At 64.1% G+C, this 21,492-nt stretch carries 26 protein-coding genes and 2 pseudogenes; 20 read left to right on the top strand and 8 right to left on the bottom strand.

Features of this window, described 5'->3' with window-relative positions; all coding sequences use genetic code 11:
- The first annotated feature begins 78 nt into the window (after positions 1–78).
- Positions 79–690: a helix-turn-helix domain-containing protein gene (locus HPY32_RS28580; RefSeq protein WP_067577402.1), complete on the top strand. Its 612-nt coding sequence runs from the start codon at positions 79–81 to the stop codon at positions 688–690.
- Positions 623–1,255, top strand: a complete 633-nt coding sequence (locus HPY32_RS28575) for an NsdA family TPR-like regulatory protein (RefSeq protein ID WP_507236515.1) — start codon at positions 623–625, stop codon at positions 1,253–1,255. Before HPY32_RS28580 ends, HPY32_RS28575 begins: the two co-directional genes overlap by 68 nt.
- On the opposite strand, the gene HPY32_RS28570 is transcribed toward HPY32_RS28575, so the two are convergent.
- Positions 1,236–2,543 (bottom strand): serine hydrolase domain-containing protein, encoded by a 1,308-nt coding sequence (locus HPY32_RS28570; protein ID WP_171983093.1) that lies wholly within the window; start codon positions 2,541–2,543, stop codon positions 1,236–1,238. The two genes, HPY32_RS28575 and HPY32_RS28570, sit on opposite strands and share 20 nt — an antisense overlap.
- Positions 2,544–3,063: 520 nt before the next feature.
- Between HPY32_RS28570 and HPY32_RS28565 the strand changes: the two genes are divergently transcribed.
- Positions 3,064–3,318: a hypothetical protein gene (locus tag HPY32_RS28565; protein ID WP_067577396.1), complete on the top strand. Its 255-nt coding sequence runs from the start codon at positions 3,064–3,066 to the stop codon at positions 3,316–3,318.
- 420 nt (positions 3,319–3,738) lie between these two features.
- Here the strand turns inward: HPY32_RS28565 and HPY32_RS28560 are convergent, their stop codons facing one another.
- From HPY32_RS28560 to HPY32_RS28550, 3 genes are all read right to left on the bottom strand, one after another.
- Positions 3,739–5,556, bottom strand: coding sequence for an N-6 DNA methylase (locus HPY32_RS28560; RefSeq protein WP_171983092.1), 1,818 nt, complete (start codon positions 5,554–5,556; stop codon positions 3,739–3,741).
- Between the two features lie 383 nt (positions 5,557–5,939).
- Positions 5,940–6,137 carry a hypothetical protein gene (locus tag HPY32_RS28555; protein ID WP_067577392.1) on the bottom strand — a complete coding sequence of 66 codons (198 nt, stop codon included), beginning with the start codon at positions 6,135–6,137 and terminating at the stop codon, positions 5,940–5,942.
- A 417-nt stretch (positions 6,138–6,554) separates the two neighbouring features.
- Positions 6,555–6,938, bottom strand: a complete 384-nt coding sequence (locus HPY32_RS28550) for a hypothetical protein (RefSeq protein WP_067577389.1) — start codon at positions 6,936–6,938, stop codon at positions 6,555–6,557.
- 761 nt (positions 6,939–7,699) lie between these two features.
- Between HPY32_RS28550 and HPY32_RS28545 the strand changes: the two genes are divergently transcribed.
- The 12 genes from HPY32_RS28545 (at position 7,700) to HPY32_RS28490 (ending at position 15,628) form a co-directional block, all read left to right on the top strand.
- Complete coding sequence (locus tag HPY32_RS28545) at positions 7,700–7,909, top strand: hypothetical protein (RefSeq protein WP_156673796.1); 210 nt, start codon at positions 7,700–7,702, stop codon at positions 7,907–7,909.
- Positions 7,910–8,045: 136 nt separating this feature from the next.
- Positions 8,046–8,312 (top strand): hypothetical protein, encoded by a 267-nt coding sequence (locus tag HPY32_RS28540; RefSeq protein WP_156673795.1) that lies wholly within the window; start codon positions 8,046–8,048, stop codon positions 8,310–8,312.
- Positions 8,309–8,806 carry a hypothetical protein gene (locus HPY32_RS28535; protein WP_156673794.1) on the top strand — a complete coding sequence of 166 codons (498 nt, stop codon included), beginning with the start codon at positions 8,309–8,311 and terminating at the stop codon, positions 8,804–8,806. The genes HPY32_RS28540 and HPY32_RS28535 overlap by 4 nt, the downstream gene beginning before the upstream one ends.
- A 64-nt stretch (positions 8,807–8,870) precedes the next feature.
- Complete coding sequence (locus HPY32_RS28530) at positions 8,871–10,301, top strand: hypothetical protein (RefSeq protein ID WP_156673793.1); 1,431 nt, start codon at positions 8,871–8,873, stop codon at positions 10,299–10,301.
- A 22-nt stretch (positions 10,302–10,323) separates the two neighbouring features.
- On the top strand, positions 10,324–11,019 hold the full coding sequence (locus tag HPY32_RS28525; RefSeq protein ID WP_067577383.1) for a DUF2786 domain-containing protein: 696 nt from the start codon (positions 10,324–10,326) through the stop codon (positions 11,017–11,019).
- Between the two features lie 330 nt (positions 11,020–11,349).
- Complete coding sequence (locus tag HPY32_RS44030) at positions 11,350–11,787, top strand: hypothetical protein (RefSeq protein WP_197696314.1); 438 nt, start codon at positions 11,350–11,352, stop codon at positions 11,785–11,787.
- 113 nt (positions 11,788–11,900) lie between these two features.
- On the top strand, positions 11,901–12,056 hold the full coding sequence (locus tag HPY32_RS28515) for a DUF6131 family protein (protein WP_171983091.1): 156 nt from the start codon (positions 11,901–11,903) through the stop codon (positions 12,054–12,056).
- Between the two features lie 133 nt (positions 12,057–12,189).
- On the top strand, positions 12,190–12,432 hold the full coding sequence (locus HPY32_RS28510) for a hypothetical protein (protein ID WP_156673792.1): 243 nt from the start codon (positions 12,190–12,192) through the stop codon (positions 12,430–12,432).
- 47 nt (positions 12,433–12,479) lie between these two features.
- Positions 12,480–12,833 (top strand): hypothetical protein, encoded by a 354-nt coding sequence (locus tag HPY32_RS28505; protein ID WP_067577379.1) that lies wholly within the window; start codon positions 12,480–12,482, stop codon positions 12,831–12,833.
- A 556-nt stretch (positions 12,834–13,389) separates the two neighbouring features.
- Entirely contained in the window at positions 13,390–13,938 is a 549-nt protein-coding gene (locus HPY32_RS28500; RefSeq protein WP_067577377.1) for a DUF5994 family protein, read from the top strand.
- A 44-nt stretch (positions 13,939–13,982) separates the two neighbouring features.
- On the top strand, positions 13,983–14,759 hold the full coding sequence (locus HPY32_RS28495; RefSeq protein ID WP_373686694.1) for a slipin family protein: 777 nt from the start codon (positions 13,983–13,985) through the stop codon (positions 14,757–14,759).
- An 86-nt stretch (positions 14,760–14,845) separates the two neighbouring features.
- Positions 14,846–15,628, top strand: coding sequence for a TetR/AcrR family transcriptional regulator C-terminal domain-containing protein (locus HPY32_RS28490; RefSeq protein ID WP_067577374.1), 783 nt, complete (start codon positions 14,846–14,848; stop codon positions 15,626–15,628).
- A 97-nt stretch (positions 15,629–15,725) separates the two neighbouring features.
- Here HPY32_RS28490 and HPY32_RS28485 read toward each other — a convergent pair whose 3' ends face one another.
- From HPY32_RS28485 to HPY32_RS28470, 4 genes and pseudogenes are all read right to left on the bottom strand, one after another.
- Complete coding sequence (locus HPY32_RS28485; protein ID WP_067577372.1) at positions 15,726–16,364, bottom strand: chemotaxis protein CheB; 639 nt, start codon at positions 16,362–16,364, stop codon at positions 15,726–15,728.
- Between the two features lie 89 nt (positions 16,365–16,453).
- Positions 16,454–16,633 carry a hypothetical protein gene (locus tag HPY32_RS28480; protein ID WP_373686678.1) on the bottom strand — a complete coding sequence of 60 codons (180 nt, stop codon included), beginning with the start codon at positions 16,631–16,633 and terminating at the stop codon, positions 16,454–16,456.
- A gap of 40 nt (positions 16,634–16,673) precedes the next feature.
- Positions 16,674–18,066: pseudogene (locus HPY32_RS28475) on the bottom strand (fatty acid desaturase family protein).
- Positions 18,067–18,159: 93 nt separating this feature from the next.
- Entirely contained in the window at positions 18,160–18,333 is a 174-nt protein-coding gene (locus tag HPY32_RS28470; protein ID WP_156673791.1) for a hypothetical protein, read from the bottom strand.
- Positions 18,334–18,579: 246 nt separating this feature from the next.
- Between HPY32_RS28470 and HPY32_RS28465 the strand changes: the two are divergent.
- The 5 genes and pseudogenes from HPY32_RS28465 to HPY32_RS28450 all read left to right on the top strand — a co-directional run bounded on the left by HPY32_RS28465 (position 18,580) and on the right by HPY32_RS28450 (position 21,377).
- Positions 18,580–19,228, top strand: a pseudogene (locus HPY32_RS28465) (TetR/AcrR family transcriptional regulator).
- Between the two features lie 102 nt (positions 19,229–19,330).
- The gene (locus tag HPY32_RS28460; protein ID WP_067577370.1) at positions 19,331–19,756 is read left to right on the top strand and encodes a DUF5994 family protein; all 426 of its coding nucleotides are present in this window, start codon (positions 19,331–19,333) and stop codon (positions 19,754–19,756) included.
- Entirely contained in the window at positions 19,753–20,349 is a 597-nt protein-coding gene (locus HPY32_RS28455; protein WP_231951270.1) for a DUF5994 family protein, read from the top strand. The genes HPY32_RS28460 and HPY32_RS28455 overlap by 4 nt, the downstream gene beginning before the upstream one ends.
- 326 nt (positions 20,350–20,675) lie before the next feature.
- Entirely contained in the window at positions 20,676–20,822 is a 147-nt protein-coding gene (locus HPY32_RS44915) for a DUF6307 family protein (protein WP_231951269.1), read from the top strand.
- A 249-nt stretch (positions 20,823–21,071) separates the two neighbouring features.
- Complete coding sequence (locus HPY32_RS28450) at positions 21,072–21,377, top strand: hypothetical protein (RefSeq protein WP_067577366.1); 306 nt, start codon at positions 21,072–21,074, stop codon at positions 21,375–21,377.
- Positions 21,378–21,492 lie beyond the last annotated feature (115 nt).

Below are 21,492 nucleotides of genomic sequence, written 5' to 3'. Positions count from 1 at the left end.
GAGGTGCAACAGCCGCAAGGGACTGCGGCCCCGACTGTGATTAGGAATAATCGGCGCATGGGGAAAGCCCATCGAGAATTGGATCCACAGGCGTCGGCTGCGGCGACGTTCGGCGCGGAACTGCGGGCACACCGGCTGGCGAGCGGACGATCGCTTCGCGCACTGGGGCGTCTGGTATTTGTCAGCGGCGAGCTGCTGGCCAAGATCGAAAACGCGCAGCGGCGTCCGCATCCGGACTTGGTGCAACGGTTGGATGACGTCCTGGACGCGCGGGGTGAGCTCGAGCGACTGGCTGCGCTGTTGTTCGCCGCTGCGGATCGACCGATGGTTCAGCCGCCGACATTGTGTCCGGATAATGCGGAGATCACGTTACGACGAGTGATCGACGATGTGCGGGCGGCCGATCACACCCTGGCCGTGGATCGGCATGCCGAGCTGATGACATTCGCCAAAGCCACTGCTGCAGTGGACAGTTCGAAACTGTCGGCCCCGGCGAAAACATCGCTGCGACGCACGCTGGCCGAGGCCGAGCAGCTTGCCGGGTGGATGATGTTCGATCGAGGTGATCAAGCGGGCGCCGAGCGGATGTTCGCTCGCGCCCGGAACGTCGCAGAACAAGCCGGTGCCGCGGACCCTTGTCGCCTATGTGCTCGGGCCGAATGCGGCGTTATCCAATATCTGGTGCGGTAATCCCGCGTTGGGCGCCGAGCGCGCGTATGGGTCTTTGGCGTGGGCGCGACGCAGCGGCAACAAGAGGTTGGCGGCGTTCGCGGCCGCGATAGCTGCCCGCGCCCACGCCCGGCTGGGTGAGGCCGACCTGTGTCGCCGGATGCTCGATGAGTCGGAATCGGAGTTGAACCGGCATGTGGCAGACGACTCCGACCCCGACTGGCTATCGGTTTTCGACGAGTCCGGTCCGGTGAGACATCGTGGGTGGTGTCTACTGGATCTCGGCGAACCGCGAGCGGCGATTGCGGTGATGGAGGATGGAATCGCAGCCAGCCCGCAGCTGTTCGTTCGGAACGGTATCCTCTGCCGTCTCGCATCCGCTGAAGCACATCTGAAGCTCGGTGAGATCGAGACAGGCTGTGCCGCAATCGAGGAGGCACTCGACTACGCCGAGCCCGGCGCGGTAACCCCGCGCGTCATCCGAATGTTCCATGCTGCCAGCCTTCGTTTGCGATCGAGTCCGAGCATCCCGGACGTGGCCGCTACGTGGGACCGGTTGCGGAGTTTCATCGTGGCGAACGAGTGAAAGGGTACGTGGCCCAACGCAATTGGGTTCCCGAAGCAGTGCGGACAACGGTCAGGCGTTCGCCCTGGAAGCGTCCTTGGACGGCAAGGTAGCAACCGGGAGCATCGGTAATGAAAGCGGTGTCGGTGTTGTCCGGATCGGCGGCAAGGTTGGCGTGCAGGCCGTCATGGCGCCAGGTGAACACAGTTTCCTCGGCTTCGGACCACCACCGGCCGAGGATCTCGCCGACCTCCTCGGGACACGGCGGTGCCGGTCTCCACCTCGGTGCAGGGGCCGGCGGGTGGAGGACGGCGGCTTGGTCGGCAATGTCGGCGGTGACATCGGCCAAAGTGATGCCACGCGTGGCGTTGGTGCAGGCGACGACCACGGTCCCGGACTCTCTGTCGATGGTCAGCGCCGCGTGAAAGCCGGGCGTGTGGCCGGTGTGACCGGCGAGAATGCGATCGGGGCGGCGTTGGAGGATCAGTCCCAGTCCCCATCCCTTCGTCCACGCTCGGGGATCGGCCATGATCTGTAGGGTATGCATTCTGTCGATGACCGATATAGGCACGACATCCGGTTCCGCACCGATGAGCGCATTGCCCCAGCGCAGCAGATCGGCTGGAGTGGACCATAATTGGCCGGCAACAGCGGTCGCCGCTCGATCCAAGACCGGTTCACGGTGGAAGACCTCAATATATGGATCGATGCGATAGCCGACCACCGCATCCGACGGTGGCGTCCACGTTGTCCGGCTCATGCCCAACGGCGTCAGCAGTGTCTCGCTGATCAGCTCGTCACAGGGACGACCTGCGACATACTCGATGATCGCGCCGACCGTGGCGTACCCGAGGTTGGAGTAATGCCATCGCTGTCCCGGCTCGGCCACCATCTCCACCCGGGTAAAAGCCTCGCACAATTCAGATTTGGTCGGTCCCTGCATCGACTCCCACAGATCGCCGGGGACCTCACGTTGAATGCCGCCGCAGTGGGCCAACAGCATGCGCAGGGGCACCTGACCGAACGAGGTCGACCGAAGGTAGTGTCCGACCGGGGCGTTCAGGTCGAGGCACTGCTGATCGACCAACTGAAGGGCCAGCGCCGCGGTGAAGGTCTTGGTGATGGAGCCGATGCGGTACACGCTGTCGGGGCTGGCCGGAATACCGTGCTCGACGTCGGCGAAGCCCATTGCGACTGCGCCGAGGCAAACCTCGCGCTGGGCGACAGCTACCGTCAGGCTGGGCACGCCGTGAGCGCTGTGCAGCCGGGTGACACGGTCGCTGAGCATCTTTTCGAAATCGGTATCCATTATCCCTCCATTCACCACCAGCATCCCATACCACCCGCCGATGACTCCGTGTACAAAGTTCCGCTGTACACGTGATCTGTCTTCCGCCGCAGCGATATTCGGACGACGCTGATAGCAGCACCCGGCACCGGTCGGCAATGTGGCTGACCGGCGCCGGTGTAGCCCTCTCGGCGATGAACGTTCTAACTTCGAGCTCTCCGGTTCCGCGGTCGTTACGTAGATCGGACGCTACACAGCGTCGAGTGCATACCCAAGCAATAATGCTCTATCCGAGGATTCCGCCAATGCATTTCCCTCGCCACGTCTTTCGCAAGGTCGCTGATTCTTTCAAATTGATGGCGAAACCCCGCTGACCGACAGAAGGATCCGGTCAGCGGGACGCACAGTTGCTGAATTGCATTACGGTACAGGGAGGCTGGTTTCGACAATGCCTACGGACATCGGTCCTATCAAAAACCGGTCGTCAACCGGAGACCGATCTGATCCTCACGACCTGCGGGAGATTGCGGCCACACACGGCATGGATGCGATTGCGGCGCGAATCGACGAGTTGCACGCCGCAGGTAATCATTTGGCGGCGGACACCATCGAGTACGAGTTGCGGGGGTCCGGCGTGGATGGGGAGCCGGTCGACTCGGATTACATCGTCCGCCTGACTCGGCAGTTGACAGCCACACTACGTGACGACACGCTGGATGAAACCACCGCGCTGCGGCTGGTGGGAACACTGATCGCCCGCGCCGCCGGAAGCCGCGGATGCGGGAACAGCCGGTGACGTCACGCCTTCCACGCCAACACCCCCATTCGCGGTACCGCCCCCCTGTCCGCGCGCCCAGGAATCACCACCGTGTCCGTGGTGGTGCGAACGCCGACCCATACCTCGATATGCCCGGGGCCGGTTCTCGGCGCAACCAGCAGCCGACGCATCGGGTCTGCCGTTGAGAATTTACCGCGGACAAACCCTACGACGCGGGTGTTGTCCTGCAACCGCTATGTCAGCGGTGATCGTACCGTCCACCGCACTAGTTGCCGATCAAGTCGGGTACGTCAACCCGATCGAGATCTTGAACACCTATGCTTCACGCGAGGATAACCCAAAAACGATCAACGACTCACAGCTAACTCGGTCACGACCCCAGGCGCTGTTCCCGCGCTGCAGGGCCAGGGCACGCCTCCGGATATCGCTCTAATTCGCCTATTTGTTGCCCGTTTCGTCGGCGTCCTCCTCGAGTGACGAGGCCATTCCCGCGAAGAGGGCGGTTGCAGCGCTCGTTCGCTCTGCCTCCGCGACGCGAATCTGCTTTTGCAGAGCGGCGATGCCCGCATCGGCAGTGGCCATCTCAGCACCGATTCGTCTCTGCTCGTCCAGAGACGGCAGGGGCACTAGCAGCTTGCCGAGGTTGGCCGAACTGATGGACGGGATGGTGGTACCAGCGGCTTTGTTCTCGATCCACGTTCTGGTGGAAGGGAGCGAGAGGAATGCAAGGAGATACAGCGCGTCCACCGAGCTGGGGTCAAGTACGCGTAGCCTCAGTAGACTCGTGCTGAACAACATGCCCTCGTTGCTGCGATCGGCAATCGCGCAGGGGCCCAGAGACCCAGTCCTGACGCACAGAATGTCCCTCTCTCTAAGCTGGAACTTCCTCATCCCCGCAGCAACCGCTGGGAGTACCGACCTCGTATGTTCGTCCGTGATGCGGCGATACCGCAGTTGCGTGGGCGCAATAATTGGGACCCCGTTATCCGCATACTGGATCTTCTTGATGATATTGTTCGACGGGCCCGCCTGGATCTCACATAGGGCACGTAATGGCGCCAAATTTCTACCTGCGATATTGCCAGGAATCGGGCGGTAATCAGCGGGACCGAGAGAGTATGCATGACGTTTGATATCAGCAAGGCTTACAGCGACGGCGAGACCCCCTCGATCCAAATCTCTCGTGCGGAATTCCGGCGTAGAAGTTCGCCAGTCAAAATAACATCCGACGATGGATTTTTTATCCTGTTCTCGCAGGATTCGCTTCCCTGCCTGCTTCTTGCCCGCCGCTCGGGCGTCGATAAGAAGAACGGATTGTCTGCTTTCCTCCTGTCGGGTAAGGATCCAAATGCTCACCGGAACGGGCGTGGTAGCGAACAGCCCTGGAGGCAGGGTGATGACACATTCAACGACTCCGCGCTCGACCATTGCGGCACGTATGGCTAGCTCGTCCTCGTTATCTGACACGGCGGCTTGATTTGGCATGACCACCGCCGCCCGACCGCCATCGCGCAGCGAAGCAAATACGTGCTGGAGCCAGGCGAAGTTGCCGTTCTTCTTCGGCGGCACTTTGAATGGCCAACCTCCCTCGGGCGGAGTCCATTCGCCGGACACCTTCTGATTGAACGGCGGGTTGGACACGACAATGTCGGCCCCAATCGGTCGGCCCGACAGATCCTTAGCGGCCAAGACATCGCCAGGTAGCAGGTTCGCAATATCTGCGCCATGAACTGCGATGTTCATCGCCGCTAGGCGGAGTTGCTCCGGGCGATGTCCATACCCCGTCGCTTCTACATCTTCAACAGCAGATACCACCCCCGCGAGAAATTCCCCGAATCGCAGATAGGGATCGTGGCACCGTACAGGGCCCGTGACCTCATGGAGCATGATCTCAGTCGCCAGCCCCACAATGCTAGATGGCGTAAAGAATTCACTGCTGTCCCGTTGACCCCACTCCGCGAAACGATCAAGTATTTCCCGAAACGAGTCGTGGTCCAAATCATGACATGTCCGCAGGACCTGGGCCACGTCCTCGACCGCGTCCGGCTGTAGTCGCGCGAAGATGGGCCGCATACCTGGCAGCACACCGTGCCCGCGCAGTACTGCGTCTACGACTGCCCCAACCGAATCGAGCAGCTTCGCCGGATCACCTTGATCTGCAACAGCTTTGGCGGAAAGATCACTGATCCGCGCCCATTGCTCGGGAGCTCGGACTCGTACGAAAACCGCACACAGCAGTAGTTGCAGGTAGTCCATCTGCGGCCCGCTACCGCACACCCGTTGCGCCAATGGCCCATACAGTTCGGCGAGGGCATCGGCATGGCTGGATGATTGCCGGTCGGCCCCATCGCGAGCGCCCGATGGGGCCGACCGGTCAACAATCCGATTAGGAGAGTTCCGAATTATCCGATCGGCGTACGTGCAACCTTTGCGTTCGGTCGGCAGCAGTTGACCTTCAGGGATCGGGCGGGTCCTCAGCCACTCGAGTACTTCGGCAAGGACAAAGAACTCCCCCTCCTCCGAGGACTGCGGGCGAGGGAAGTCGGGGTGCCTCCGCTTCCACATCGACAGGGTCGCCCTGGTGATGCCTGCCAGGGCGGCGACCTCCTTCCGCGACACCAAGCGGTTCCCGGTCTCGATCACTGCCGGAATCCGAACAAGAAGGCGATGACCGTAAGGGCGAAGACGCTCGCACCGGCGCACCCAGCCGCCCCATGAACGACAGCGGAGGACAACGAACCGCCGTCGACAGCGGTCAGGATTCCAGCGATGAGGCCTACGATCACACCGAACAGGGTGGCAATCAGCATCAGCAGAACTCGGACGGACTGGGACATCGAACTCCTCCGTATCGATCAGCTAGGCGAGAGTCGTCTCGCTTCACGGCCAAGACGCTACGCTTACTGCCCTGCGAAAGGAAGAGCGCATTGCAATGCGCACTTCTCGATCCACTGAGCGCGTCGCGTCGCCGGGCACTAACTCTCCTCATAATCTAGGGTTAGACCTGCGCATTTGTGCTACGACGGGAAGGCACGGCCACCATTCTCACGCGTGCACGCTGTTAACAGCACTATCAGGTATGGAATCCAGAAGGTCGCTTGCGCGCGTCATGCCAAGCAGGTCCGAGGCGGGTTCAACCGGTCGGAATGCCGGAGGCGTTGAGCCATCGAGCGATGGAGGGTTCACGGTGGCATCACCTGCGTTGCATGGGCGTAGACATTGCGGTCCAGGTGACGTGCCCCTGGATTCGCCGGTCACTTACGCAGCGAATCCAGGTGCTCGCCAGTCTCGGTGACCTTCCAGAACTGCGTCCACCCATTCCGGGAAGCGGTGACGTCCGGCGAGGTAGCAGCGACGACCGCACTTGCTGACTGCGACGGGGATGTGAACACTTTCCCGGCCAGTTCCCCACTGGTGATCTTCACCGACTGATCGTCGGGGTAGTACTCGCCTTCAGTGCGAGTCCCCTTGTACGTGCCGTGAATCCGGATGCGCTCACGCAGCGGTGCTTGCGGCTTCACCGTGGTCAGCAGGCCGCGCAGCGCGCGGGCGTAAACCTCGGCTGGGTCGATCCCCCATGCCTCGGCGAGGGTTATGGTTGCGTGATAGTCCGGGTCGTTGACTCTGAGGTTCTTCATATCACTATGATACGAGTGATTCGGAGTAAATCCAAGTAGCGCTTCTACTATATCGACGCCATCGGTACATTCCGGACGCTGGGATCGCCTACCTACGCGAACCTGCCGGTGAGGAGGTTATCGAGCGTCATGCGAATGCCTGGCAGACACCCCGGCGATCCCAGTCCCATACGTCCCGCCCTGCCTAGGGAAATCAGCTGGTAGAAGAGTATTTCGGAGCGCTTCAAGCGCCGACCGGTACAAGCGACTCGGCGTGATACCAAGGCCGGTACCGCGAGCCTCGACAAAAGTCGAGGGCGGCCCTGAAAATGCCAGTCAGGACCGCCCTCGTTAGTAGCGGGGACAGGATTTGAACCTGCGACCTCTGGGTTATGAGGTCCCTTCCCCATACACCATCACATGCCATATGGCAAAAGTGAGTGCTCATCAGCAAAGACGCGGTTTACAAGCCCAGCGGTTAGGGCAAGTTATGGCACGTTGTGGCCGCAATAGTGGAGATTAAACGGAGACTCACGCACTTGCCATATGGCTCCATCCACCCCGAATGGGGTGGGTTGCACATCTCACCGGAGTGCGCCAACACCGAGCCTCACGCACTCGGCGTACGCCCATCAAATCAAGTTCAGCCTACCCAAGGAGCAGCAGAAGGGGCATCCACACAGCAAACCAGAGCAGGTGACCCAGCGGTCACGGTTCACGACCGCTGAGTCACCCAACTCATCAGGCCGTCATCGTGCATCAACCGGCTACCATCGGTACCCATGCCTGTGTCGCCCGAGGAACAGCAGAAGCTGCTCACTGCCGTGCGCGACACCGCGCGCCGTGCCGCCGAAGCGATCGAGGCGCGTGATCAGGCCATCCGTGTTGCATTCGAAGCCAAGGTGTCCCGGGTGCGCATCGCCGAAGCTGCCCAACTCTCCCGCGAGCGGGTCTATCAGATCGGCAACACACCGAACGACGAAAGTGTGTAGTTGACTTGACACTCCAGCACTCAGAGTGTGTAATTGATTACACACTCTGAGTGTGGCGCGAGATCGGCAGCAACCTCGTAGATCCGCCGATTCCGGGCACATAACCTGACATCACCAACCATTCCAGGAAGGCGTCATGCCGGATTTTGATTCAGCGCGCCCAAAACCAGAATCATGGTCGGGTGAAGCAGCCGTTGAGGCCGAATGCGAAAGTTGGGCAGAACTATCTGCATTCCGAGCGGAAGATCAGAATGGATCGGTGACTTCAAACGGTCGATCTATTGATTACACAGTCCTCCGCTCCAATGAAACGATAATTCTCCTGATCGTCGCTGCAACCGTCGGAGTATCGACCGCCGCCGTTATCAGGCGCTGGAATCGTAAGAACGGCGGTGCAGAATGAGCCCATACGATGAGGCGATTCGCAAGCTGAGACAGCTGGTGTTCGATACGTTGCGCCGCCGCGATGGCGAGTCGGCCGTCGTCCTCCGGCAGGTAGACGGCTGGGGCAACCTATCTGTCGAAGTACCCGTCGATCCGCTGGCTGCTGCCGCAGTCTCCAAGTCCCTCATGTCGCAGCTTCAGCGACTGGCCGGCGAGTACGCCCGACACGGCCGCGAAGAGGGTCGGTCCTGGTCAGAGGTCGCCCGCGCGCTCCATCTCGATGGCGAGCCGTATCCAGGCGAAGCCGCCTTCAACTACATCGCAGGCGGCTCGTCCCACCCTCATTCACACCCCTTCACCTCATGGACATGCCGGACGTGCGGCTGCCGGATCGTGGATTTCGGTCCACAATGCGGTCCGCATCCAGACGACCGCGAGGTTGGGCACACGCCAAGTTGCGCGCGACACAACGAAGAGATTCGCACGTACCGACAGCAGCTCGACTGCAACTAAGCAGCTGGCCCGGCCCGCTGAACCTGCGGCCGGACGCTCGTTCCACCCCTCCCTCATCGGCTTGATGAAGATGGAGATCGACATCGTGGCCAATCACACCGCTCACACGTTGGAGATTCTGGGCAGGCAGCTCATCGAGCTTGTTGGCGCCCATCCTCTCGCAACGGCGCTCACGCTCCTGACCGCAGCTTGCTGCCTCGGGCTCATTGCGATCCTGTCCAATCGACTGACGCGCATTGCGGCACAACGTGGTTGGACGGGAGAGGGCGTCGGCACACTTCTCGCAGCAGCAATCGCCACCGGGGTCAGTGCTCAAGGCATGTGGGTCTTCATGGGCGACGCCATGCATCTGTCCGGGTTCCTCCGAATCGCGTTCTTCTCATTCCTGGAGATCATGGTGATCACCAGTGCGCTCCGGGCTCGCGCAGCGCAGCGTGCTGGTTCCCCCGGCGGTGTCGATGGCATCGCGATGTGGGCGATGACGTGCTTGAGCGCGGTGCTATCGGCCTCAGACGCTGACAACTTCGGCACGCTCCTGATCCGGCTGACCGCACCGCTGGTCGCCGCCTGGGGGTGGGAGCGCAGCATGGCGCTCGAACGCCGCCTCAATGCAAGTCGCCGATCGCGGATCAACTGGACGATCACACCCGAGCGGCTGCTTGTTCGGCTCCGGCTAGCCGACCTGGATCCGCAGCGAACCGCGTCCGATGCGGACAGGCAGCGGCGAGTGATCGCGTTGGCTCTCGCCGTGGATGAGGCGCATACGATCCGCAACTCCGACGGTGCGAGTGCCCGTCGGGTTCAGAACGCCAATCGGCGTCTGCGCAAGGCGATGCGGCACGCTATCGACAGCGGCGGCCTGATCCCCTTCGACGGACGCGATCACCGCGAGGTACTCATCGACCACATCGCAGCGCTGCGCAGCACGACCGCACTGCTCGACCTGGACCCACCGAGTCCGTGGCCTGCCGTGCACAGCGACGATGGGCTCACCCCGCCAGGAGGACCGACGACACCCTCACCCGCTCATGGCGGCGCAAGCACTGAGCCTTCCCGCGTTGCCGGCATAGCCGCCGCACGGTCGTCGGCTGGTGACACCGTCACACCGATGCGCAGTCATGCGCAGCATCAACAATGTTCCGTCGGACAACGCCTACAGACGGCGCACGACTGCGGCGCCGCCGGGCCGTACGACGGCACTGCGGTGGTGCGTATCGGTACGCACGGCCGAACAGCCGGATCGCGCAATTCGGAGGCCCCGGCAGGACCTGCGGTTGATGTCTGGACCGACATCGCCACGAAGTTGTGCTCGGAGGATCCGGCCCGCCGCCGCGACCCCGACACCGTGCGGGAGATCCTTCGGCTGTGGCACGACGAGCAGCGAACTTATCCTCAAATCGCGAAGCTCGTAGGCGGGTGCAGCAAACACGCCGTCGGCCGAGTGATCCGCCAGGCCAGGAAGTATGACAGCCGCGAATACGCTGAACGAGCGTAGTCACCGACTCCAGGAGACGATCGTGACCAAGCGTGACCGGCAGGAGATGATCGAACTCATCGGCAACCTGCTCGCGAAGGCCGAGAGCCGAGCCGGAACCCCCGAAGGCGATCTCTTCGAAGAACGCGCCTTCCAGCTGTTAGCCAAGCACGGAATCGAGTACGCCCACATCAAGGTCGGTCGTACCGCCGCCGACGCCGTGATGCGCGAAGACTATTCACTGACCGGCGGCTTCCTACACCAGCAGATCATGCTGCTGGCCGGCATCGCTTCCGCACTGCACTGCACGACGGCCTATTGGCAGCACAGCCCTACCTCCGCAACTGTCGAGGTCTACGGGGCACCGCGTCATCTCGAACGAGTCCGAATCCTGTACCCACCGCTGCGCAGCCGAATGCTCCGCCACGCCACAGATCCGCCCCTACCAGCAACGCCCGGAGTTGCTCCCGATGACCCCGAGATCAGCTGGATGCACGGCTTCAGCCTCGGCATCAGGGCTCGCCTCCAAGCCGCCGAAGCGGCTGCGGCAGCCGAGGCCGACCGGCAAACCGGATCCGATCTCCAAACCCGAACTCTCGCAGCCGACGCCAAAGGCGCGGCGAACGCAAGGAAGCTGGCCCTGCCGACCCTCCGTCGCGGTACCTACAACCCGGAACTCGAACGTGAATCGCTCACACGGGGCTACCAGATCGGTTGGAACTCCGACATCGATCCGTAGGCCAGCACCGGTAGAGGGCGCAATCGGAACCGGTGGAATACTCACCCCCGTCGCGCTCTCACTCCGGGTCGTCAGCGTGACGTTCTTTCCGGTCCAGCACACCGCGCGCGATCGTCGCCCTGCCACCAGTCGGGCCACGACGTTGCAATATGCACACCCAAGCGATCTCGGCGATCACGGCCAGTTCTGTGACGGGCCCTTGCCGGTCGCCTTCTCATGCTGCTGGCAGTCCGTGCCTGCACAAACTGGTTCTATAACGTAGGCATACAGTGTTGACATGTTGGTGTGAGTGGCATGTACTGGAGGTATCAACAGATCCGAGGGATCACCATGACCGTCATTATCGGACTCGTCATCCTCGTCGCTGCCGTTCTCATCGGCGTGATCGGTGTGTTCGCGAATTCGGGCAATGCCCACACCCTGACCGACCATTTCGGGGTGCTGGGCTACCACATCACCGGATCCACCGGCGTGCTGTTCCTCTACGGCATCGTCGTCGGCGGTATCGGGATCGCCGGACTGGGCCTGCTGCTCGCCGGCGCCCGGCGCACCGCTCGCCGTGGACGCAGCGCCCGCAGCGAACTGAAGACCTCGCATGACACCCGCCGGCGTTCCGCGCCGCGGCCGAGCGCCCCGGCCTCCTACGTCGGCGCGACTGATGTCGCGGCCGAGGTGCCTGGCGATGGACCGGAGGCGGTGTCCTCGCCTCCGGTCCATCGGCGCAGTCTGGGGCAGATGTTCGGTCGCGCTACCACTGGTGCCCGTTAGACCGGCGCCCTTCGCGGATCGTCACCGTCGAGCACCCTCGACCCATTTGGGCAACCGCTCGATGTGCCGCGTGACACCTCACGCAATACCAGAGAATCAGGTAACCCCACGTCATGATCATCTTCGGAGCCGTCCTGCTTATCGCCGGGCTGGTGCTCGGTTTCGGCTTGCTCACCACCGCCGGAATCATCGTCCTGCTCGTCGGTGTGGCGCTGATGGTCGCCGGCCGCATCGGGCACGGGGTCGGCGGCCGACGCCACTACTACTGACCGACGCCACAACAACCGGAACCAGCCGCGCCTGGCAGGGCTGCCGCACGGTGACCGGCACTCACGTGCCAATCACCGGTAGACAGCCAACCTTCACAGCAATACACAACCAACGCATCACCCGGGAGCCATCATGCTCGTCCTCGCCCTGATCGTCGGCCTTGTCCTCGGCGCCAGTGTCGTCGGCGTCCTCGCCGTGGTCGTCCTGAACGGCCAGTCCGCCGGCGGCCCGCGCCCGTACCTCACCAGCGCGGCCCGAGCGCTGCTGCGCCGAGCGCATCCCCAGGACACCGCGACAAGCCGTGACTACGCCGAACATGCCGGCGGCTCACGTCACATCCGCACCCACCCGAGCTGGCGAGACAGGCTCGAGTGAGCGATGCCGAGGCACACGATGCGGGAGACCGCAGTCAGAGATCGGCAATGAAACATCCCCGAACCCGGCGAGTCGTCGTGGCCGGCGGCTCACCGGCAAAGATGGGATCCGCGCTCGCCGTGCTCACCTCGCATGGATTCGATGCCACGGGAGTCTTCTCCGAACGCGAAGCCCACCAGGCGATCTCGCGGGCCGACGAGATCTTCGCAGTCGTTGCGGGTGGCTTCCTCGCCGAACCCGCGCAGAATCGACTACGAGCAGCGGCCGCCTCCAGAGGCGCGATACTGATCACGGCCAACATCGGCCACCAGGATCCCACCGAATACTTTTCCACACACATCGTCCCGCAACTCGTCGCGGCGGACGACCGGCCGTGCGCCCAGGCCACAGCTATACCCTAGCGCTCTACATCTGAAATCTGTTGTACAGGTTTACGATTCGCCAGGAAGTCGCGACCGGTCGACCAGAAACCTCCCCACCCGAATGCTGTTCGAGGAAACCTGTCGCCTCGGAACTCAAAGCTGGACTGCGGCAACGCTTTCGGTGTCACGAGGATCTCGCGTAGTGGTTACCATCAGGTCGCCACGCCCGAAGTGGCATTCGGGCCGCAGCGCCTGTCATGACCGCGTGCGCGGGCCGCGGCGATGGCGATGGCGATGGCGATGGGGCCGAGTTCGAGTTCGAGTTCGATCGCGCCGGTCGCCCGGACGTTCTGTCAACGGCGTTATACTACAATGTAGACTTACATCGTATAAGCGTCTAAGCTGGGGTGACAACCGGTGCAGGCATCGAACGGCCAGGCCGATCCGGTTTAACCACACACCCGGAGACGGCGACTTCGAACGCTGACTCCACAGGGATCGGCGGCACCTCGGGGGTGGCTGTTCCAAGGCCACATCGTCGCCCGGGCTCGAAGCAGATTCGGCCGAATCCCCGGCCGAGATAGGAGCGTCCGCTATGACGCAACAGACCATCCGAATTGGTACCGGGCCGCACAGCCCACCCGGCGAACGCACACCGCGTATTCTGCTGAAGGTCGATTCGGCCAAGACCGGCTATGTCGACGGCGCATGGTGGCCCTACAGCGACGACCTCCCGGCCGAGCTTCCGGCCGTGCTCTCACCACTGGCCGCGCAGCTCGGCACCGTCCATCGCGTGACCTATCGCTTGCGGGAATGGGCAAGTGCGCCCGATGAATTCGTCTTCGCCGGACACGTCGTGCGACTCGACGGATACCGACACGGCACCGCGCACACGGTCGAAGTGTCCGGCCCGCGCGATCGCCGTCTGGTCCTGCTCGTGGTTCCCCCCGGCACGACCGCGCATCGTGCGTTCTCGGTGATGACCACCGCATCCGGCAAGCACAACGAATCGACGGTCGACGAGTTATTGATGTCCGGCCCGCGAGACCGTATCGGCCGGGCTGCCGCGTTACGACAGTGGCAGCGCCGGCTCGAGACCCATCGTCTCGGATGGACCGGCAGCACACGCAAGGAGTCGTCGTGAACGTCGTCATCGTCATCGTCGTCGTCATCGTGGTGCTGCTGATCATGGTGGCGCTCTCGATCCGGATTGTGACCCAGTACGAGAAGGGTGTGTTGTTCCGGCTCGGGCGCGTGGTGGCGGTTCGGGATCCCGGCCTGAACCTCATCGTCCCGGTGATCGATCGGCTCCGGCGGGTGTCGATGCGCATCGTCACCATGCCGATCCAGTCGCAGGGGATCATCACCCGCGACAATGTCAGCGTCGACATCTCGGCGGTCGCCTACTTCCGGGTCATCGATGCCGAGAAGTCGGTGGTCGCGATCGAGAACGTGTATTCCGCGATCGATCAGATCGCCCAGACCACGCTGCGCAAAGTGGTCGGTCAGCACACTCTCGACCAGGCGCTGTCGGAGACCGACACGATCAACGCCGACATCGCGCAGATCCTCGATACCACCACCCTGGAATGGGGCGTGGAGGTCACCCTGGTCGAACTCAAGGACATCCAACTGCCCGCCAGCATGCAGCGGGCGATGGCCCGCCAGGCCGAGGCCGAACGCGAGAAGCGCGCGAAAATCATTGCCGCCGAAGGCGAATCGCTGGCAGCTGCAGCGCTGGGCGAGGCTTCGGACACAATGATGGCCCACCCCTTGGCTCTGCAGTTACGCAATTTGCAGACCCTGATCGAACTCGGAGTCGACAAGAACACCACCGTGGTGTTCCCGGCACCACTGATGAGCGCGATCAGCGAAGTCGGCACCTTCCTGGCCCGCGAGAAGACTGCCTCCGCAACCCTGCTTGCCGCCGCCGCGCCGACACCCAACGGGGCCGTCGATTCGTGACGATCACGGCGCCACTTGCCTCGGCGGGTGAAGCGCCGTCCGTCTGTAGGAGCATGGGGCCGTTCGTATGTCAACATTGTTGACCTATGCTTGCCCGATCCCGGAAGGAACGGAGCCCGTTCGTGGTGGCTGAATCGTCGAACAACTCCAAGAAGCCCAGGGGCGGTCGCCGGGACAGTCCGGTGACGCGGGCGGCGGTGCTGAGCGCGGCGCTCGAGGTCATCGACCGCGACGGGGTGGACGGGTTGTCGATGCGGCGCCTGGCCGAGGCGGTGGGCCGCGATCCGATGGTGATCTACCGGCACGTGCCGAACAAGGCAGCGGTGCTAGACGGAGTCACCGAGAGCGTGTTCGGGCAGCTTTCGGTCGACCCCGCGGCATCCGACTGGGTCGCCGAAGTGCGTCGCGTCGCCCGGGACTTCCGGCGGCTGGCCCTGGCACATCCACAGGTGGTGCCGCTGCTGGTGACCCGGCCGCTGTCGACCCCACTGGGACAGCGGGCGCCGGCGGTGGTGCGGCCGCTGGAGGACATACTCGCACTGCTCACCCGCGTCGGATACACCGAGGTCGATGCGCTGCATATCTATCGCGCCCTGTTCGGATTCCTCTACGGGCACGTGCTCAACGAGTTGCAGGAACTCGTCGAACGCCCCGAGGAGACCGACGACCTGCTGCGACTGGGCTTGTATCGGCTGCCGATCGGCGAGTTCCCGCTGGTGCGAAACCTGGCCTCGGTGCTGGCAACCTACGACGGCGCCGTGGAACTCGAACGTGGCCTCGACATCCTGCTGGCCGGTCTCGCGGCCACACTGCCAGGGCCGGGCGATGCCACACTCCCCGGACCGGAGGATGCGCCCGCCACGCGGTGACCACATGCGCGCATCATCATGGACGCTGCGGCGTGGCCCGGCTGGGTAGGGCGATCGCGATGGTGATGGCATCGCATATGCCTGGGCAATCTGCCCGTTACGACGCGGCCCGGACCGCCGGGACGGTGTCGATTGGCCAGGTGTCCGTGCGGGTCTGGACCAGTCCGCGGATCACCGCACCGATCTCCTCCAGCGGTAGTACGAGGTCGACAACGCCGGTAGCGACGGCAGCCTGAGGCATACCCGCCCGTTGCGCGGTCCGAGGATCCTGAGCGATCGTGGTCCCACCTTGCGATTTCACGGCGGCAACGCCCACCGCACCGTCACTTCCGGTGCCGGTGAGTACGCAGGCGATGGCATGCTGCTTGTAGACCTGGGCTACCGACTCGAAGAGCGGATCGGCTGAGGGGCGCGAAAAGTGCACGCGCTCACTGGTCGACAATGTGAGGCGCCCGTGGGGGCCGACGAGGAGGTGGCGATCGGGCGGCGCCAGGTAGACGGTGCCGGCCACGGCGTATTCGGCATCGTCGGCCAGCTTGACCACCAGGGTTGTGACGCGGGCGAGAATCTCGGCGAGCATGGTCGGATGGCGCCGGTCGAGGTGCTGGACAACGAGCACCGGCACCGGGAGGTCCGGGCCGAGCGCACCCAGCAGGGTACGCAGGGCGTGGATACCACCGGCCGACGAGGCAACGGCAAGGACGTCGTAGCGCCCCGGCGAGCGCGGCCCGGACATCCTGTGCTGCGCACGCAGGCCATCGTGGAGTTGTTGTCCGACAACAGATTCACCGACTGCCCTATGCCGCGTGGCCGGCCGGTCCGTGATCATGGACTGGGTTGGGGGACATCGACGTGGCATTTGCCGACCGTCGGATGCATGCCCAGGTAGTTGAGCGGGCCGGCGATAATGGTTACCGCGATGGTTCCGGTGCTCGCGCAGTTGGTCGGTGCGCTCGTGTAGTAGTGCCGCTGCCCACCGGCGATGGCGCCGATGATCAGCCACACGAATACCAGGACTATGACGACGCTCGTCGGTCGCGAACGGCTACCTCCGCGCATCATCCTGCGGTTGTTTGCGTATGTTCTCATTTCTGCTCCGTACGGTTGAATGTAGGGCTGCTGGTGCAGGTTTCAGGATCGACCGCATCGCTCGACAGACACTCCGATGTGGGAGCCAGAGGTAGATGGGCGTCGCTTGGATCCGCCGGTGTATCCGGAGACGGGTCGGTGGCGCGGCCGAGGCGTGTAGTGCGGAACGCAGGCCCCGCCGACCAGCCGAGTGGTCGGCGTCGCCGTCTGCGAAGGTGTTGTGGCCGTGGAATTTTCGTTCCGACGCGGTCTCGGGTGCGTCGTCGGCGGTGGCGATCAGGAAACTGTCCGGCAGTGCGAGCTTGTTGATCGTGCGCAGCGTCACCAGGTACTGACCCAGTAACGGCCCGGTGGTGTAGGGCAGGTCGTATGTGCCGCACAGGGCCCGGACCCGGCGGGCGATCTCGGCGTAGCGGTTGCTGGGCAGGTCCGGGAACAGGTGGTGTTCGATCTGGTGGCACAGGTTTCCGCTCAGGAAGGCCAGCAGCGGTCCGGCGTCGAAGTTGGCGGTGCCCAGCATCTGCCGCAGATACCATTCGGCTCGAGTTTCGTGGTCGAGGACCGCAGGTGTGAATTTCTCTGCGCCGTCAGGGAAATGGCCGCAGAAGATCACCATATGGGCCCAGAGGTTGCGTAGGATGTTGGCCGTCATGTCAGCGGCCAGTGTCCGCCGCCACCGCCGACCACTCAATACCGGGAACAGCACGTAGTCCTTGCCGGTCTGCCGGGCGATCTTCTTGACCAGCGCCTTGGTCTGCGCGGTCTTCTCCTGGGGTGTGGCCGCGCGGTCGCGTTCGGAATACAGATCGTGCAGGGCGATACCCCACTCGAACGTGGCCGCCAGCAGCAGGTTCTGCAGTGGCTGGACCAGCAGCCGCAGTCGCCACTGCTGGTCGCGGGTCACCCGCATCACGCCGAAGCCAATGTCGTCGTCCATACCCAGCACGTTCGTGTACACGTGATGGCGGAAGTTGTGGGCGTAGCGCCACTGCGACGACAGTCCGGCCATGTCCCATTCCCATGTGGCGGAGTGGATTTCGGGATCGTTCATCCAATCCCATTTGGCCGTGGCCGACGTTGTGGCCGATCTCCATGTTCTCGATGCTCTTGGCCACCGCCAGCCCGGCGGTGCCCAGCGCCCAGCCGAGCCGCCTGCGGCTCAGGCCGATCGTGAGCCGGGCCGCGACATCCAGCGTTCGTTGAAATGCGATGGTGCGGCGAATGTAGGCCGCGTCCCGCGCCCCACGGCCGTGCTCGATATCACGGCGGATCGCGTCGAGTTCACGCCCGAGCGCCTCGATATCGGCGGGACTCAGATGGGCGTAGACGCCGACTTCGGTAATCGCCATTGTTCACGTCCTCGACTTGCTCGACTGCCGCCACCACAGCGGCCCGGAGGCGATCCGGTCCGCCGTGGATGCTGTGAACGCCTCGGAGCGGGTTCAGCGTTTGAACACATCCCGGAGCGTGTTCCTGGCCCGGTCGATGGCGCCGCCGGCGTGGCGCCCGAGGCTGTCCGTCCGCCGGTGGGCGTCCGCGGCGGCTTTGTCGAACAGCTTGTCCAGGTTCGTCTTCGCTGCCCGAACCTGGTGAGTGATCTTGTCTTCGATGGCCATCGCAATGGTCCTGACCCCGGATGCGCGCTCTGGCCGCGGGCGGCCGGAGCGGCCGGCCGGTCGACGCATGAACCGGTATAGCTACCAGCCTAGATGCGGATACAGCACATGTCTACGGTGTAGAAGTACGATGTTGTCAACAGTGACCGAGTCAGGCGGTGCAAGCGATGAACGACGCGAGGGGCTGGACCATCCGGTGGCCGGACTCGACCGACCTCTCGCGCCGGCGACGATCGCACTCGCCCGTTGACCCGTCCGGTGATCCTGGCCGCCGCACTCGAGATCATCGACCGCGACAATGTTGACCGGCTGTCGATGCGGCGCCTCGCCGCAGCCCTCGGGCGCGACCCGATGGTGCTCTACCGGCACACGGCCAGCAAGGCCGCACTGCTGGACGGCGTCACCGAGGTTGTGCTCGGGCAACTGACCGTCGACACCGGCGACCCTGACTGGCGCCACCAGCTACGCGCCGTCGCACGGGATTTCCGCCGGCTTGCCGTGGCCCCACCCGCATGCAGTTCCGCTCCTGGTCACCCACCCACTAGCCACACCGCTCGGGCAGCGGCCGCTGGGCACGCTACGGCCGCTGGAACACATCCTGGAACTGCTCATCCGAGCGGATTTCAGCGGCAGCGAGGCCCTGCACATCTACCGCGCGCTGTTCGGATTTCTCTACGGGCACGCGCTCAACGAGTCACAGGAAACCGTGGAACACCCCGACGAGGCCACCGATCTGCTGCACCTCGGATTGCATCACCTACCGATCGCCGAGTTCCCGCTGGTGCGCGGACTCGCCCCCGAACTGGCCACCTACGACAGCGCCATCGAACTCGAACACGGCCTCGACATCCTGCTCACCGGCCTGGCCACCATCGCTCCGGCAGCGCCGCGATGACCCCGAGAGCCACGTACTCCGCATCGAAAGCGTAGACCTACACTGTTGACACAACGGAGTGTGCGGCGTGTACTGGAGGTAATCGACAACGGGAGTACCACCATGGCGCGACTGCACATTCACCGGCACACGGCGCGGCGCCGCATCCCACCCGAGCGCACACTCCGGTTGCGGCTGAAGCCCGAAAGCGACGGCTACATCGACGGTGTCTGGTGGCCCCGCTCCGACCGCCTCGCCACCGAACTGCCCGGTTTGCTGTCCTTCCTGGCGATTCGGCGGGGCTCCGTCTGCCGCGTCGTTTACGACCAGGCCAGCTGGGCGCCCGCACCGCGGCAGCTGACCGTCGACCAGCACGAGGTCCAGCTCGACGCCTACCCGTTCGAGGCAGGCAACACGCTGTACCTCTTCGGCAGCGACAACGCCATGCTCGTGCTGCAGGTCATCGCCCCGACCGCCGACCACGACAGCCCCCGCTCCGCCGCCGCTCCAGGGGCATCACCACTACTCTCCGAGCCGGCAGGACCATGACACAACTCGATGCGCGACGCCCGATCACCAATCACCTCGACATGGGCCGGGACACCGATCCGCCAGGCCGGACATCCACGATGACGCCACCACCGAATCGCCCCGAGCCGAACCCTGCTGATCAGCCGCGGCTGCGTATGGTGCCCGAAGCCCGCCACGCCGGGCCGATCGCCGGCGCATGGTGGCCTCACAGCAATGACCTGGTCACCGAACTCCACGGCTTCCTCCCGGCACTCACCGCGCGGCTCGGCCCGATCCATCGCGTGATCTACCACCTCGGCACGTGGGCCCCGGCTCCACGCAAAGCCCGCATCGGCGACCGGCAGGTGTGCCTCGACGGATACCGGCACCGGCCGGCCACCACCCTCGATGTCGTCGCGCTCAACGGCACTGCCGTGGCCGTGCTGATCATCCCCCCGAACACCACCTCCGACTCCGCACATGCCGCCATGGCGGCCGCGGCCGACCCCACCAACCCGTCGACAATCGATTCCCTGCTAGCGATCACCGCACCGAAGGACATCGACGACAGCGCGGAAACCGTCGGCGCAGAACAACAGTGGGAGTCCGACGGCGGCGCAGGCGGCCACTGAACGGTCGTCGGCTGTACTCGTCGAGTGGTCGGGAGCGTGGCGAACCCGGCGATGGACTCCGACAAGCCACACGACTGGAGGCACTTCTCGCGAATGATCGGAACCCACCACGCCCGCGACACGGCACCGTCCGACTACCACCGTGGTCTCGCGCGGCGCCGAGCCACCACGCGCGTGGTGCCGGGCATGCGGAAGCGCCGGGATCACCGATCGCAGCGTAGATGTATGCGTCGCCGCGGATGCGCGGACCGGATCGAGAAACCGCCCGCGCCTACCAGCCCGACCAGGCCGATCACGAAAATCCACTACCCGATAGGAAGCAAGAAATGGCAACGAAAACGCCCTATGAGCGTCGAATGACGCGTGTCCGCGATGTCGTGCGGGAGTACTCGGACCTCGACGACAGCGCCGCGACCGCACTCGCGGTGCAGGTGCTGCGGGCACTCGACTCGATCCCCGAGAAAATTCGCTGACCGCACGGCCGGGCCTGTTGAGCGGCGCTGAGGATGCGCACGACAGCGGCGCGAGCGATTCCGACTGGAATGACTGTGGGGGGTTCGCAGCCGTTGGCGAAGTGCCGCACTCCGTCGGCCAGGTGCGGCTGCAACGGCATGCGCATTCGAAGCGATCGCCCAGGCTGTGGCGTCAGCGGTGGACATCCGAGTGTCGGCGATGGTGGTGGCGCCGGTGTCAATCGGCTCCGGCCGGGGCATCTTCGGAAGGTGGCGACCGATGAGTATATCCGCCGGGCAGTGCCCGCTGGTCACCGGCCGCGCTCCACGGCGCGGGCACAAAGCGCCGATCTGGACTGGATCTTGCTCGCCGCGCGCCGGGACGCGATGCGACAGAGCCTGGTCGATGCGGCACACAGGTTAGCCGCGACCGAGGACGAGGCAGCCTGCCTGTATGCCGGGATCGCCGCTCATCGGCGTGACAGCACCGATAACGCTCGTCGGCTCGCCGAGCACGCCCGGGCGTCTGCCCGCCGCGCCCGCGAGATCGCCAACTATTTCTCACGCTCCGACTGAGCGACCCAGTCCGGCTTCGCCGCCCGCCACGACTGGGCGGACCTGTCGACTGTATGCAGCCGCCTACACGCGCAGAGCACCCTCACATCCACGCTCAACGGGCAGTTGGGCAGCA

This window comes from Nocardia terpenica (assembly GCF_013186535.1).
Lineage (GTDB): Bacteria > Actinomycetota > Actinomycetes > Mycobacteriales > Mycobacteriaceae > Nocardia > Nocardia terpenica.
Note: the sequence above shows the minus strand (reverse complement) of the source record. Positions and strands in the feature narration are given on the sequence as shown.